This is a genomic window from Phenylobacterium montanum (assembly GCF_018135625.1).
Lineage (GTDB): Bacteria > Pseudomonadota > Alphaproteobacteria > Caulobacterales > Caulobacteraceae > Poindextera > Poindextera montana.
The window spans coordinates 3132875-3147295 of sequence record NZ_CP073078.1 but is presented as its reverse complement, the minus strand read 5'-3'; the positions used below and the strand labels follow the sequence as shown (position 1 = coordinate 3147295).

Annotated in this window: 14 protein-coding genes; 5 read left to right on the top strand and 9 right to left on the bottom strand. The window is 69.3% G+C overall.

Features of this window, described 5'->3' with window-relative positions; genetic code table 11:
* Position 1 precedes the first annotated feature (1 nt).
* Positions 2-1579 (bottom strand): phosphoglycerate dehydrogenase, encoded by a 1578-nt coding sequence (gene serA / locus KCG34_RS14080; RefSeq protein ID WP_211936280.1) that lies wholly within the window; start codon positions 1577-1579, stop codon positions 2-4.
* Positions 1580-1759: 180 nt separating this feature from the next.
* Positions 1760-2932, bottom strand: coding sequence for a phosphoserine transaminase (locus KCG34_RS14075; protein ID WP_211936279.1), 1173 nt, complete (start codon positions 2930-2932; stop codon positions 1760-1762).
* Positions 2933-3164: 232 nt separating this feature from the next.
* Between KCG34_RS14075 and KCG34_RS14070 the strand changes: the two genes are divergently transcribed.
* Positions 3165-3518, top strand: coding sequence for a hypothetical protein (locus KCG34_RS14070; RefSeq protein WP_211936278.1), 354 nt, complete (start codon positions 3165-3167; stop codon positions 3516-3518).
* Between the two features lie 165 nt (positions 3519-3683).
* Complete coding sequence (locus tag KCG34_RS14065) at positions 3684-5399, top strand: putative bifunctional diguanylate cyclase/phosphodiesterase (RefSeq protein ID WP_211936277.1); 1716 nt, start codon at positions 3684-3686, stop codon at positions 5397-5399.
* Between the two features lie 6 nt (positions 5400-5405).
* Here the strand turns inward: KCG34_RS14065 and KCG34_RS14060 are convergent, their stop codons facing one another.
* The 6 genes from KCG34_RS14060 to KCG34_RS14035 form a co-directional block, all read right to left on the bottom strand.
* Entirely contained in the window at positions 5406-6074 is a 669-nt protein-coding gene (locus KCG34_RS14060) for a nucleotide-binding protein (protein ID WP_211936276.1), read from the bottom strand.
* Positions 6075-6153: 79 nt separating this feature from the next.
* Positions 6154-6945: a glutathione S-transferase family protein gene (locus KCG34_RS14055; protein ID WP_211936275.1), complete on the bottom strand. Its 792-nt coding sequence runs from the start codon at positions 6943-6945 to the stop codon at positions 6154-6156.
* A gap of 11 nt (positions 6946-6956) precedes the next feature.
* The gene (locus tag KCG34_RS14050) at positions 6957-7202 is read right to left on the bottom strand and encodes a MoaD/ThiS family protein (protein WP_211936274.1); all 246 of its coding nucleotides are present in this window, start codon (positions 7200-7202) and stop codon (positions 6957-6959) included.
* Positions 7203-7217: 15 nt separating this feature from the next.
* The gene (locus KCG34_RS14045; protein ID WP_211936273.1) at positions 7218-9485 is read right to left on the bottom strand and encodes a xanthine dehydrogenase family protein molybdopterin-binding subunit; all 2268 of its coding nucleotides are present in this window, start codon (positions 9483-9485) and stop codon (positions 7218-7220) included.
* Positions 9482-9973 (bottom strand): (2Fe-2S)-binding protein, encoded by a 492-nt coding sequence (locus KCG34_RS14040; protein WP_211936272.1) that lies wholly within the window; start codon positions 9971-9973, stop codon positions 9482-9484. The genes KCG34_RS14045 and KCG34_RS14040 overlap by 4 nt, the downstream gene beginning before the upstream one ends.
* 7 nt (positions 9974-9980) lie before the next feature.
* Positions 9981-10844, bottom strand: a complete 864-nt coding sequence (locus KCG34_RS14035; protein ID WP_211936271.1) for an FAD binding domain-containing protein — start codon at positions 10842-10844, stop codon at positions 9981-9983.
* A gap of 268 nt (positions 10845-11112) precedes the next feature.
* On the opposite strand from KCG34_RS14035, the gene KCG34_RS14030 reads away from it, so the two are divergent.
* Positions 11113-11586: a nuclear transport factor 2 family protein gene (locus KCG34_RS14030; protein WP_211936270.1), complete on the top strand. Its 474-nt coding sequence runs from the start codon at positions 11113-11115 to the stop codon at positions 11584-11586.
* A 6-nt stretch (positions 11587-11592) separates the two neighbouring features.
* On the opposite strand, the gene KCG34_RS14025 is transcribed toward KCG34_RS14030, so the two are convergent.
* A complete protein-coding gene (locus KCG34_RS14025; protein ID WP_211936269.1) occupies positions 11593-12687 on the bottom strand; it encodes a serine hydrolase domain-containing protein in 1095 nt (364 codons plus the stop codon).
* An 84-nt stretch (positions 12688-12771) separates the two neighbouring features.
* On the opposite strand from KCG34_RS14025, the gene KCG34_RS14020 reads away from it, so the two are divergent.
* Together KCG34_RS14020 and KCG34_RS14015 are read left to right on the top strand one after the other, a co-directional pair.
* Positions 12772-13089 carry a hypothetical protein gene (locus KCG34_RS14020; protein WP_211936268.1) on the top strand — a complete coding sequence of 106 codons (318 nt, stop codon included), beginning with the start codon at positions 12772-12774 and terminating at the stop codon, positions 13087-13089.
* Positions 13067-14296 (top strand): BaiN/RdsA family NAD(P)/FAD-dependent oxidoreductase, encoded by a 1230-nt coding sequence (locus KCG34_RS14015; protein WP_211936267.1) that lies wholly within the window; start codon positions 13067-13069, stop codon positions 14294-14296. The genes KCG34_RS14020 and KCG34_RS14015 overlap by 23 nt, the downstream gene beginning before the upstream one ends.
* Positions 14297-14421 lie beyond the last annotated feature (125 nt).

Sequence of the window (14421 nt, the reverse complement as noted above, 5' to 3'; positions counted from 1 at the left end):
CTCAGAACACCAGGGCGCGGGCTTCCTTCACATGCGGCAGGGCTTTGACCTTGGCGAGCACCGCCTCGCTGGGGGCCTGGTCCACGCCGACCATGGCGATGGCGTCCTCGCCGGCGGAAACGCGGCCGAGGTTGAAGGTGGCGATGTTGATCCCCGCCTCGGCCAGGAGCACGCCCAGGGCGCCGATGAAGCCTGGCTTGTCCTCGTTGTTGACGTAGAGCATGGCCGGCATGATCGGGGTCTCCAGCTCCATGCCCTTGACCTCGACCACGCGGGGGGCGCCGCCGATCAGGGTCCCGGCGAAGCTGCGCTTGCCGAGCTCGGTGGTGATGGTGATGCGGATCAGGCTGTCATAGATGGGCGAGTTGTCCTGGCGGCTCTCGCTGAGCACGATGCCGCGCTCCTTGGCCATGGCGGGGGCCGAGACCATATTGACCGTGGCCAGCATGGGCTTGAGCACGCCCGCCAGAGCCGCGGCGGTCAGCGGCTTGACGTTCAGGCCCGCGACCTCGCCCTCATAGGCGAGGTCGATCGACTTGATGCCAAAATCGACCATCTGGCCGGCGAAGGCTCCGAGGTCGGCGGCCAACACCACGAACGGCTTCAGCTTGGGCGCCTCGTCGGCGGTGACCGAGGGGCTGTTGAGGGCGTTGGTGACTGCGCCGGTCAGGAGATAGTCGCTCATCTGCTCGGCCACCTGCAGGGCCACGTTCTCCTGGGCCTCGTTGGTCGAGGCGCCGAGGTGCGGGGTGGCGATGAAGTTGGGCGCGCCAAAGAGGACGTTTTGCTTCGCCGGCTCCTCGACGAACACGTCGAAGGCCGCCCCGCCGATGGCGCCCGAGTCGAGGCCCTCGCGCAGGGCCTGCTCGTCGACCAGGCCGCCGCGGGCGCAGTTGATGATCAGGACGCCCTTCTTGGTCTTGGCCAGGTTCTCGCGGCTGAGAATGTTGCGGGTCTTGTCGGTCAGGGGAGTGTGCAGGGTGATGATCTCGGCCCGGGCCAGAAGCTCGTCGAGCTCGACCTTCTCGACGCCGATCTCGACCGCGCGCTCGGGCGACAGGAAGGGGTCGTAGGCGATCACCTTCATCTTCAGGCCGTTGGCGCGGTCGGCGACGATGGAGCCGATATTGCCGGCGCCGATCAGGCCCAGGGTCTTGGCGTAGAGCTCGACCCCCATGAAGCGGTTCTTCTCCCACTTGCCGGCCTGGGTCGACAGGTCCGCCTGGGGCAGCTGGCGGGCCAGGGCGAACATCATGGCGATGGCGTGCTCGGCGGTGGTGATCGAGTTGCCGAACGGGGTGTTCATCACCACGATGCCGGCGGCGGTGGCGGCGGGGATGTCGACATTGTCGACCCCGATGCCGGCGCGGCCGATCACCTTCATGTTCTTGGCGGCGGCCAGGACATCCTTGTCGGCCTTGGTGGCGGAGCGGACGGCCAGGCCGTCATAGTCGCCGATGATCTGGAGCAGTTCGTCTTTCGACAGGCCGGTCTTGACGTCCGCCTGGACGCCGCGGGCCTTGAAGATCTCGATGGCGGCGGGGGACAGCTTGTCGGCGATGAGAACGCGGGGAGCCATGGTGGAGTCTCGCTGTACGGAATTTCGGGAAATTGGGTGCAAGCAATCCCGCTCATCCCGGCGAATGCCGGGACCCAGATCGTATGGCTGTAGCCTTTGATCAGGATCTTGGAGATCCAAGGCCGGCCACGCGCGCCCTATGATCTGGGTCCCGGCATTCGCCGGGATGAGCGGATGGTTTCAGGCCGAGAGAAGCTCGGCCGCGACGGTGGCGAAGGCCCAGTCGAGCCAGGGCGTCAGGGCCTCGAGATCGGCGGTGTCGACCGTGGCGCCGCACCAGATGCGAAGGCCGGGAGGCGCATCGCGATAGGCGCCGGCGTCCAGGGCCACGCCTTCCTTTTCCAAGAGGCTGGTCAGCTTCTTGGCGAAGTCGGCCTGGCCGTCGGCAGGAAGGGCGGTGACGCGCGGATCGACGATCTTGAGGCAGACGCTGGTGTTCGACCGGGTGGCCGGAACCTCGGCCAGGAAGTCGATCCAGGGGGTCTTGGCCACCCACTGGTCCAGCGCGTCGAAATTGGCGTCGGCGCGGGCGTGCAGGCCCTGGAGGCCGCCGACCTGCGCCGCCCACTTCAGGGCGTCGAGATAGTCCTCGACGCACAGCATGGATGGGGTGTTGATGGTCGAGCCCTCGAAGATCTCGAGATTGACCTTGCCGTTCTTGGTCATGCGGAACAGCTTGGGCATGGGCCAGGGCGGGCGGTAGCTTTCCAGCCGGGCCACCGCGCGGGGCGACAGGATCAGGACGCCGTGCGCGCCCTCGCCGCCCAGCACCTTCTGCCAGGAGAAGGTGACCACATCGAGCTTGTCCCAGTCGAGCGCCTGCGCGAACACGGCGCTGGTCGCGTCGCAGATCACCACGCCCTCGCGGTCGGCGGCGATGAAGTCGGCATTGGGCACGCGCACGCCCGAGGTGGTGCCATTCCAGGCGAACACCAGATCGCAGTCGGGGCGAACCTTCGAGGTGTCGGGCAGCTGGCCATAGGGCGCATTGAGCGCCTCGGCGTCCAGCTTCAGCTGCTTGGTGACGTCCGTGACCCAGTCTTTGGAGAAGGATTCCCAGGCCAGCAGCTGGACCTTGCGCGGACCCAGCAGCGACCACAGGGCCATCTCCACCGCGCCGGTGTCGGACGCAGGGACGATGCCGATCAGGTAGTCGGCGGGAACCTCGAGAATTTCGCGGGTGCGGTCGATCGCCTCTTTCAGGCGAGCCTTGCCGATCTTGCTGCGGTGGGACCGGCCGACGGCCGCCCCCTGCAGATTGGCCACGTTCCAGCCCGGGTGCTTGGCGCACGGTCCGGACGAAAACTCGGGACGAGCCGGACGCATCGCCGGCTTGGCGGGGGTAGTCGTCATGATGTCTCCCATCCTTGCAGATGAGCAGCACCCCGTTGGGAGGGTGTGGCCCGCCGCGTCGAATACAGGAAACTTCGTGCAGCGCCAGTTAATTCTGGCGAGCCCCGTCAAACGCCGCGAAAAATGGGGTGTGACAAATCGAGCGAGCCGAGGCTTGATGCGCGGGCCGGGCGCTGTGGCGGCCGGTTTCGGCCCGGCGATTCGGCCGAAAGCTCTCTCTAGGAAGTGACCCATGAAGCGAATTCTGCTGGCGCTGGCGGCCACGGGGGCCCTCGCCATCGCCATGCCCGCCGCGGCCGAGCCGATGCACCACCACAAGCATTGGCACTCTGCGGGCGAGGCGCCCAAGGCCAGCGGCCATCACCGGCATCACCACGCCTCCGGCGGCGGCCATCACCACAAGAAGGCCTCCGGCGGTCATCACAGACATCACGCCGCGGCGGCCAAGGGTTCGGCCCACCATCACGGCCATCACCACCATCACCATGGCAAGGCGGCGGCCAAGCCGGCTCCGGCCTCTTCCGCCAAACCGGCTGCGAAGCCTGCAGCCAAGCCTGCCGCCAAGCCGGCCGGCAAGCCTCACTAGATCGCGTCGCCGCCCCTTCTCTCCGCGCGAGGGAAGGGGCTCGGCCGCGCCCCGGGGCAATGGCGAGGGCCACGGCAGCGTTAATCGCGGCTCAATCTTCTTCTCTCAACGCCGCTTAACCCAAGCCTGACAGCCTTTTCCGCGGATCAATCCCCGCGAGGCGCCATGCCCCAGAAGAGATACGCCGCCCCGACTCAGCCGGAGCTGTTCGCCACCGCCCTGCGCATCGCCGGCCTTGGCGCCTGGGAGTTGGACCTTGTCAGCCAAGCCATGCGCTGGTCGCCTGAGACCTATCGCATCTTCGGCGTCGATCCGGAGGCTGCGCCGGCGCGCGAGCTGATGCGCGGCCTGTTCGGCCCAGAGGCGCGCGAAGACGTGCTGCGGGGGATCGAGCGGCTGGTGCAGGAGGGGACGCCGCTGGACCGCGAGTTCGAGTTTCCCAGCGAGACCGGACCGCGCTGGATCCGTTGCCAGGCCGAGGCGGCGATCGAGGGCGATCGGATCGCCCGCATCACCGGCACCCTGCAGGACGTGACCAATCAGCGCCGCCACACCGCCCAGATGGAGGACCTCGCGTTCCGCGATCCCCTGACCGGCTTACCCAATCGCGCCCTGTTCCAGGAGCGCTTCGCCGCCGCGGTCGACCGCGCCCGGCGGCTGGGGGAGAAGGTCGGGCTGATCATGCTGGACCTGGACCACTTCAAGGACGTCAACGACACCCTGGGCCACGACGCCGGCGACGCCCTGTTGCTATCGGTGGCCGACCGGCTGGTCTCGACCTTCCGCCGCACCGACACCGTGGCCCGCCTGGGCGGCGACGAGTTCGCGGTGATCCTGCCCGGCGTGCGCGGGCCGGAGGACATGGAGCGGCCGACCCGGCTTTTGATGGAACTGTTGCGCAACCCCATGCAGCACGGGGGCGCCAGCCTGACCATCAGCGTCAGCGTCGGCGCCGCCCTCTATCCCCAGGATGACGAGGACGCCGGCCAGCTGCTCAAGAACGCCGACATCGCCATGTACAAGGCCAAGGACACCGGCCGGAACAAGATCGTCTCCTTCCGTCCCGAAATGCGCAGCGAGGTGGAAAAGCGCATCCGCCTGCTGCGCGAGGTGCGGGCCGGCATCCAGGGCGACGAGTTCACCCTCTACTACCAGCCCCTGGTGGACATCGCCGAGCCGCGGCGAGTGACCGGGCTGGAGGGGCTGATGCGCTGGCGTCACCCGACGCGGGGCCTGCTCCTGCCCGGCGCCTTCCTGGCCGCCTTCGAGGATCCGGAATGCTCCCTGGCGCTGGGCGAGGTGGCGCTGGACAGCGCCATGAAGCAGATGCGCGAATGGATCGACCAGGATGTGCCCTTCGGCCGGGTGGCGGTGAACCTCTCGGCGTCGCAGTTCCGGACCGGCGGGATCGCCGAGCTGATCATGAAAAAGCTGGAACACTGGCGCGTGCCGGCCAACCGCCTGACGGTGGAGGTGACCGAGAACGTCTATATGGGCTGGGGCTCGGAGTCGGTCAGCGACACGGTGCGGGCCCTGCACCAGCTGGGGGTGATGATCGCCCTGGACGACTTCGGCACCGGCTACGCCTCGCTGGCCAACCTGAAGCAGTTCCCGATCGACCGGCTGAAGATCGACCGCTCCTTCGTGCAGAGCCGCGACGACGAGCCGATCGTCAAGGCGGTGCTGTCCTTAGGGTCCAGCCTGGGCATGAAGGTGGTGGCCGAAGGCGTGGAGACCAACGACCAGCTGCAGCGTCTGGAATTCCTGGGTTGCGACCAGGCCCAGGGCTACTATTTCGCCAGGCCCATGCCGGCGCAGGACGTGGCCGGCTTCCTGGCCGGCTTCGCCCTGCAGGCGCCGAGCTCGACCGCGGCGGCGTGAGGAAAGCTAGCGCTCCGCGGCCATCGCCGCGGGGATCTCGCGAGGGCCGAGGGCGAAGCGCTCGATGAAGGTCCACAGTTCGCCCATCTCCTCGGCGGCGGTGTCGTCCCAGGCCTCTTCGGCCGAACGGCCGGTCTCCAGGGCGGTCTGATAGACGGCGCGCGAGCGGATGATCACCGGGGCCACCGGCAGGCGCATGAACTCCAGCGCCCTCAGAGCCCGCTTGACCATGGGCGGCTCGACCCCGTCGCGGGCCGGCGCGGCCTGGTTGACCACCACCAGGGCCGCCTTCTTCAGCCGCCGCACCACCTCGACCGTGCGCACCATGGCTGCGAGGTCGAGCAGGGTCGGGCGCACGACCAGGAGCGACAGGTCAGCCAGCACGATGGCCTGGCCAACCTCCTCGACGGCGCCCGCTGCGGTGTCGATCACCATCAGCTGGACTCCCGCATTGACCGCAGTCATCTGGGCCGACAGCAGGTGCGAGCCCGTGGCGTCGACCACCTCCGGCCCCTCGCCGCCTCTAGCCCGTAGCACCTCGCGCGCCGAACCCTGCGGGTCGACGTCCGCCAGCAGGGTGGTCAGACCGCGGATGTGCCCGCCCAGGGCCATGTGGGTGGCGATGGTGGTCTTGCCCGAGCCGCCCTTGAGCCCGATCACCGCAATGGTGCGCATGGCGGTGCATCCTCTGCGCCAGAACCGAAGGGCCGAGTTTAGGCCGGGATGGCCTAGGCCGGCAATCTCCGGCGCCGCCTTAGGCGAAACCCGGCGTGAAGCGGATATTGTCGGCGGCGATACCCTTTGCCACCACCTCCAGGCCGCCGGCCTTGATCATCCATTCCAGCCGGTGGTCGCGATATTCTCGCTTGAAGCCGCCGGTACGCACCAGTTCGGCCACATCGCTCATTCCCGCCGTGGCGGCGAAGGCCCTGGCCTCGGCCAGGGTCCCTGCGACCGAGGGCCGATCGAGGGCGCGGCCGAGCCAAGCGGCGAGCCGCGTGCCCGCCGCGGGCGCCAGGCCCAAGGTGGCGGAACTGGCGAGGTGCGGGACAACGGCCATGTCGCCCCAGCCGAAGGCCTCGCCGTTGAACCAGTCGCGGTCGCCAAGCTCACCCTCCAGCCAGGCCTGGAAGCTGGCCGTGTGCCGGGCCGCGGCGGCGCGCAGGGTTTCAGCCAGGTCGCCCTCGGCCCGCCGGAACCAGTTCAACTCGCCCAGACCCCAGTTGATCGCCTCGTAATGGGTGTCCATCACCTCTTCCAGGAGCCGCGCCCGGGCTCGTTCGGCCGGGGTCTTGGGTAGCAACGGCGGCTCTGGCCACTTGTCCTCGACGTATTCGACGATCACGGTCGAATCGAAGATCCGCACCTCGTCATCCACCAGCATCGGCACTTCGGCGCGGGGATTGCCGCGCACGAAATCTCCAGCGGCCCCGCCGGGACCGAGATCCGTCGGAACTCGCGCCTCGAAGGCGACCCCCTTCTCGCGCAGAGCTATTTTGACCTTCTGGCCATAGGGCGAGAACGGATGGTCGTAGAGCGTCAGCATGGAGCTTTTCCTTATCCGCCCCCGATCCTGGGGATCAGGAACACCTCGGCGTCGGGGCGCAGGGGCTCGGCCCAGGCGTCCTGGTGGATCTCGCCGTCGATGGCGATGGCCATGCGCCGCTGGACATAGTCGCCCAGGCCGGGGAAGCGGGCGTCCAGCGCATGGATCAGGCCACGCACGTCCGTCGCGGCCAGCTCCAGTTCGCCCATGCCGCCGGTGAAGCCGCGACCGTCCGAGCTGATGCTGACCCGCGCCAAAGCCTGATGCTCCGTCTACAGACTATCCAGCACCGCCCGCACCTTGGGCGGCGACATCGGCAACTCGCTCATGCGCACGCCCAGGGCCCCGCGCACGGCGTTGGCCACTGCGGCCAGGGGCGGCACGATAGGAACCTCGCCCACGCCCTTGGCGCCAAAGGGATGGCGCGGATTGGGCACTTCGACCATCACCGCATCGATCATCGGCAGGTCCGAGGCGACGGGCACGCGGTAGTCGAGGAAGCCGGGGTTCTCCATCCGGCCTTCGCGGTCGAACACATATTCCTCGTTCAGCGCCCAGCCGATGCCCTGGACTGCGCCGCCCTGGATCTGGCCCTCGACGTAAGCCGGATGGATCGCCTTGCCGACATCCTGCACCGCCGTATAGCGCACCACCGATACGTGGCCGGTCTCGCGGTCGATCTCGACATCGCAGATGTGCACGCCAAAGCCGGGGCCGGCGCCCTGGGCGTTGATCGCCACCTCGGCCGAGATCGGCCCGCCGGTCTTGCCCGACTGGGCGGCGAGGGCGGCCAGGGTCAGGGGTTTCACATCCTTGCGCGGGTCCAGGCAGTGGGCCGCGCCGCCTTCCCAGGCAATCTGGTCGACGGGCACGTCCCAGAGCAGGCCGGCGCGGCGCTTCAGGTCGGCGACGATCTTTTCCGCTGCCTGGGTCACCGCCATGCCGGTGGCGAAGGTGGTGCGGCTGCCGCCGGTCAGCATGGAAAAGCCGATCGAGGCGGTGTCGGCGACGATGGGGCGGACCTTTTCGACCGGCAGGCCGAGGACCTCGGCCGCCATCATGGCCATGGATGCGCGGCTGCCGCCGATGTCGGGATTGCCGGTGGCAACCACCGCCCCGCCGTCCTCATTGATGTGGACCGCGGCGGTGGATTCCCCGCCGATATTGAACCAGAAGCCGGCCGCGACGCCCCGGCCCTGGTTCGGGCCCAGCGGCGCCGACCAGTGCGGATGGGCCTTGGCGGCGGCCAGGGTCTCCTGGAAGCCGATGTCGCGGAAGGTCGGGCCGTAGGAGGCCTTGACCCCGTTGCGGACCCCGTTCAACTCACGGATGGCGATCGGGTCCATGCCGAGCTTCAGCGCCAGATCGTCCACCGCACTTTCGACCCCGAAGGCCGAGATCGGCGCGCCTGGCGCACGATAGGCGGCGACCTTGGGCGTGTTGGTGACCACGTCCCAGCCGGTGATGCGGAAGTTCTCGATGTCGTAGACCGCCAGCGCCGTCATCGAACCGGCCCCGACCGGCGAGCCGGGGAAGGCGCCGGCCTGGTATTTCAGCTCGACCTCGGCGGCGACAATGCGGCCGTCCTTTTTCGCGCCCAGCTTGACTTCGACCACGGCGCCCGAGGTCGGGCCGGTGGCCTCGAATACCTCTTCGCGGGTCATCACCATCTTCACCGGCAGGCCGGACTGGCGCGACAGGGCCAGGGCCACCGGCTCCAGATAGACCACGGTCTTGCCGCCGAAGCCGCCGCCGATCTCGGCCGGGGTGACGCGGATATTGGCCGCGTCGATCCCTAAGATCTTGGCGCTGTAGGTGCGGACCATGAACTGGCCCTGGCTGGAGGACCAGACCTGGGCCTGGCCGTCCTGGCTCATGGCGCAGACGCAGGCGTGCGGCTCGATATAGCCCTGGTGAACGGCCTGGGTGACGTAGCGCCCCTCGACGATCACCTCCGCGGCGGCGAAGCCGGCGGCGAGGTCGCCGCGCTCCAGCCGGTTGCGCTTGGCGATGTTGGAGGGCGCGGCAGGATGTTCGTCCAGGCCTTCCGTATAAAGATGATCGTGCAGCAGCGGCGCCCCCGGGGCCATGGCCGCTTCGACGTCGATCACATGCGGCAGGACCTCGTAGGTCACCTCGATCAGCTCCAGAGCCGCCTGGGCGATCTGAGGCGAGGCGGCTGCGACGGCGGCTACGGCGTGGCCCTTGTAGAGCGCCTTACCCCGGGCCATCACGTTCAGCGACATGTCGCGCAGGTTCGACGCGCTCTCCCCCGCCTCGAACTCCTGCGAGGCCAGGTCGGGGAAGTCGGCGGCGGTCACCACCGCCTTCACCCCCGGCAGGGCGCGGGCCTTCTTCGTATCGATCGAGACGATCCGCGCGTGGGCGTGCGGGCTGCGCTTGATCTTGCCCCAGATCATGCCCGGCATGGCGAAGTCGGCGCCATAGGCCGCGCGGCCGGTGACCTTGTCGACGCCGTCGGGGCGGATCGGCCGGGTGCCGACCACCTTCAGGGCCGGTTTGTCCATCACGTCGGTCATGCGACCCTCCGCGCTTGCCTGAGTTCCGCCGCCGCATCCATCACGGCGCGGATGATCTTGTCGTAGCCGGTGCAGCGGCAGAGGTTGCCGGCCAACCAGTAGCGGACCTCGGTCTCGGTCGGGTCCGGGTTCTGGTCCAAGAGGGCCTTGGACGCGACCAGCAGGCCCGGGGTGCAGAAGCCGCACTGCAGGGCCGCGTGCTCCAGGAACTTCTGCTGCAGCGGGTGCAACTCGCCGCCCTGGGCCATGCCCTCGATGGTCTCGATTCGCCGGTCCTCGGCCTCCACCGCCAGCACCAGGCACGAGCAGACCAGCCGCCCGTCCAGCATCACCGAACAGGCGCCGCAGTCGCCGGAGCCGCAGCCTTCCTTGGCCCCAGTCAGTTGCAGCTCGTCGCGCAGGGCGTCCAGGAGGGTCACGCCGGGATCGGACAGGAACTCGACAGGGTCGCCGTTCACTGTCGTTGAAATGTGGGTTCGCTTGCTCATTCGCCTCTCAAGCCTCGCTCGCCCGCTGATAGGCGATCTTCGCCGCGCGCCTGGCCAGCACGCCGGCGATCTTGATCCGATAGTCCGCCGTGCCGCGCTTGTCGCTGATCGGCCGGCAGGCGGCCCGGGCGGCCGCGTCCAGCCGCTCCAGCGCCGCCTCGTCCAGTTTCGATCCAATGATCGCCGCCCCGGCCTCCGGGACCAGCAGGGCGGTGGGCGCCACCGCGCCCAGGGCCACATGCGCCTCGGCGACGCCGCCGTCGGGGTTCAGGATCAGGTTCACGCCCGCCCCGACCACGGCGATGTCCATCTCGGTGCGCGGGATCGAGCGCAGATAGGCGTCGCCGGCGCGGGCCGGCCGCGCCGGCAGGCGGATCTCCAGCACGAACTCGTCGGGCGCCAGGCTGGTCTTGCCAGGCGCGACCGCGATCGCCTCGACCGGAACCTCGCGCCGGCCCTTGGCGCCGATCACCACGGCCACGGCCCGCGCGGCGATGATCGCCGGCACGCTGTCGGCGGCTGGCGAGGCGTTGCAGAGGTTGCCGGCGATGCTGGCGCGGCCCTGCACCTGGGTCGAGCCGATAAGATTGGCCGCCTCCACCACCCCCGGCCAGGCCTTGACCAGGGCCTTGTGCTCGCCGAGCACCGCGCCCGGCGTCGCTGCGCCGATGACGAAGCCGCCGGCCTCCTCGCGCACGCCGATCAGGCCGGGGATGCGCTTCAGGTCGACGATCCGCTGAGGCCGCACCCGGCCCGAGCGCATCTGCACCAGAAGGTCGGTGCCGCCGGCCAGGACCTTGGCCTGACCGCCGCCCAGCGCCCTGACCGCTTCGTCGGCGGTGGTCGGCGCGACATAGTCCAGTTGCAACACGCGTCCTCCTCGCGCAGGCCTGTGGTGGCGCGGCTTTGCGCCCACCTTCGCCGCCTCACATGTTCCGATCTTTTCCAGATAGGCGCGGACGGCTGGATTGCCAGCGTTCACCCATACGATGACGCGCCGAAGACAGGCGGGTCAAGCCGCATCGGCGAGGTGAAGGGCCGGGGAGCGCGGCTCCTCGAGTTGAGAAAAGTTCAGAACTTCACCCTTGTGGAAATCGCCGATCGGGCGTCTGGTTTCGCCACAACAAAGGGAGGCGTTCATGAAGTCCAAGCTTTTCGGCGCCGTGCTTGTGCTGGCGTTCTTGTCTGCTTCCGCAACACTCGCGGCCGACGCTCAACTGATGGTTCCGATCCACCAATTCATCGACGACTTCAACAAGGGCGACGTCAAGGGCGCCGCCGCTGCGCATTTGAGCGGCGCCTCGATCATCGACGAGGTCCCGCCGCACCATTGGGCCGGGCCTGGATCGGTCCAGGCCTGGGCCAAATCGCTGATGGCCGCGTCCAAGGCCGCCGGTCAGACCGACGAGAAGGTCACCCTGGGCGAGCCGACCCGCGCCGACATCAACGGCTCTCATGGCTACGTCGTGATCCCGGCGACCTTCTCCTACAAGGAAAAGGGCTCGGCCATGAAGGAGCCGGCCCAGATGACCTACGCCCTGACGCGGATGAAATCCGGCTGGAAGATCGCCGGCTGGACCTGGGTCGGGACCACGCCCCAGCCCGACAAATAGAGGCCCTCAGGCGTCCGCCAGGGCGTTGGCCACCGGCGCGAACCATTGGCCGAGCCGCCGCCAGGCGGCGTCGTCGTCCGGCATCAGGCCCAGGCGAACGATCACCGCCGCCTTGGACGGGATCACCATGATCACCTGGCCGGCATGGCCCTGGGCGCAGAAGGCGTCCAGCGGCCCCTGGCCGGCCATCATGCCGGCGGGCGTGACCCCGGCCTTGGTCTCCAGCCAGAACCCGGCGCCGTAGGTCGGGTTCAGGGTCGGGGTGCGGGCGAAGCGGACCCAGCCTTCTGGCAGGATGCGCTGTCCGCCCCAAACCCCGTTCAGGCGGTAGAGCTCGCCGAAGCGGGCGTAGTCGCGCGCCGAGGCGTAGATCAGCGAGCCGCCGTAGAAGCCGCCGGCGGGGTCGAATTCGGCCAGGCCCGTGGTCATCCCCAAGGGCTGGAACAGGCGCTGCCGGATCCAGCCGGCCATGGCCGCGCGGCGCTGGTCCGGCGCGCGGGCGGTGGGGAACAGGTTCAGCTGCAGTTCCGCCGCCGCCAGCTGGTAGGCGCCGGTGGAATAGTTCCAGTGCTCGCCCGGCCGGTAGGCCTGCGGCTTTTTCGCCGTATAGGCCGCACCGTTCAGCCGGCCCGCGCCGTACAGCATCCGCGTCGCGTCCGAACTGACGGGGCTATAGTCGTTCTCGTCCCACTTCAGCCCGTCGGTCAGGGTCAAGAGGCGGCGCAGGGTCAGGCCGGGGTCGGGATGGGCGACCGATTTCAGCGGCGCGTCGATGTCGATCTTGCCGTCCAGCACCGCGATCCCGGCCAGGGCCTGGGTGAAGGACTTGGCCATCGACCACGAGACGTGCCGGGTCGCCGGACCATGGTCGGGGCCGTAGCGCTCGTAGACCAGCCGGCCGTTCTGGGCGACGACCAGGGCGTCGGAACGGCCGATCGGCGAGGCGGCGCCGGTCGAGCCGGCCGCCCAGGCCTTGTCGATCGCCGCCTTGTCCCCGGCCAGAGATCCGGTCGGCCAGTCGACCGGCGTCGCCGCGCCCGTCCGAACGCCGCCCAGCACGCTCAGGCCGCCAAGGCCTATGGCGAAATCGCGCCGCTTCATGCCAAGCTTCCCTCCGACGAACCGCATCGAGGCTAGACCATAAACGGCGGCCAGGGACAGCGGGTCGATGCGTCGAGGGCTGGCATGACCACACGGACGAAGGCGATCGGCGGGGTCGTGCTGCTGGCGATGCTGGCGCTCGCGGTCTGGGGCGGACGGCAGCTCGCAGCCTATGCCGGTATCGGCGGGACCTATGTCGCCAAGCAGTACTGCTCCTGCCTGTTCGTCACCGGCCGCTCCGAAGCCTCCTGCCGCGCCGAATTCCAGCCCGACATCGGCAAGTTCAAGGTCGCGGTCGACCGCTCGCGCATGCCGGCGTCGGCGGCGGTGACTGCGCGGCTCTTGATGTTCCAGGGCCGGGCGACCTATGCCGACGGCTATGGCTGCACGGTCGCGAAATAAATCTCCCCAGATCGCCGTCGTCGGCGGCGGGCCTGCCGGCCTGATCGCCGCCGAACGGCTGAGTGCGGCTGGAGCCCAAGTCACGATCTACGAGCAGATGCCAAGCCTTGGCCGGCGCCTGCTGATGGCTGGGCGCGGCGGGCTGAACCTGACCCATTCCGAACCTTTCGACCGCTTCCTCGGCCGCTACGGCGCCGCGGCCGGGCGGTTGGAGCCCATGCTGCGGGCCTTTGCGCCGGCGGACCTGATCGCCTGGGCCGAGGGCCTGGGCCAGCCGACCTTTGTCGGCACCAGCGGGCGGGTGTTCCCCAAGGCGCTGAAGGCCTCACCCCTGTTGCGCGCCTGGCTGGCGCGGCTGGCCGGGCAGGGCGTGAGGCTGCGCCTGCGCCATCGCTGGATCGGCTGGGATGATGCAGGCGCGCTCAGCTTCGAGGGACCCGGCGGCGCCGCGATCGCGACCCGATCCGATGCGACCCTGCTGGCCTTGGGCGGCGCGAGCTGGCCGCGGCTCGGGGGCAATTCGGCTTGGGCGGAGTTGCTTGCGCGCCGCGGCGTCGAAGTCGCGCCGCTGCTGCCGGCCAATTGCGGCTTTCTCGCCGATTTCAGCCCGCACTTCGCCCAGCGCTTCCAGGGCCAGGCGCTGAAGGGCGTGGCGCTGGCGGCCGCCGGCCATGCGGTCCGCGGCGAGGCCCTGGTCACGGCGCGAGGCCTGGAGGGCGGCGCGATCTACGCCCTCTCGGCGCCGTTGCGCGATGCGATCGCCGAACACGGATCGACGATACTGACGATCGATCTTCGGCCGGATGAACCTCTGGAGCGCCTCGCCGCTCGGCTGGCCCGCGGCCGGCCCGGCGACAGCCTGTCGAACCGGCTGCGCCGCACCCTGAACCTGGCGCCCATCGCTGTCGGCCTGCTGCGGGAGGCACCCGCCGCCGCCCTGCCGCGTGACCCCGCCGCCCTGGCCGCGGCGATCAAGCAGGTTCGCGTCACCTTGACCGCCCCGGCGCCGATCGCACGCGCCATCTCCAGCGCCGGCGGGATCGCCTGGGCGGCGCTGGACGACGACCTGGGGCTCAAGGCCCTGCCGGGCGTGTTCGCCGCCGGCGAGATGCTGGACTGGGAGGCGCCGACCGGCGGCTACCTACTGCAGGCCTCGTTCGCTACCGGCGCCTGGGCGGCCGGGGCGATCCTGCGCCGGCTCGGATAGGCCGCGCTATCCAGTTTCTGCGATCTGCAGCGCCTCGTTTTGGGTTGCGGGCGTTGTGCTGTCCCTGGTTTCTGCCGCCGGTTCCCGCTGAGGGCGAGTGTCGCTGGCGGAGGCCGACAAAGAGG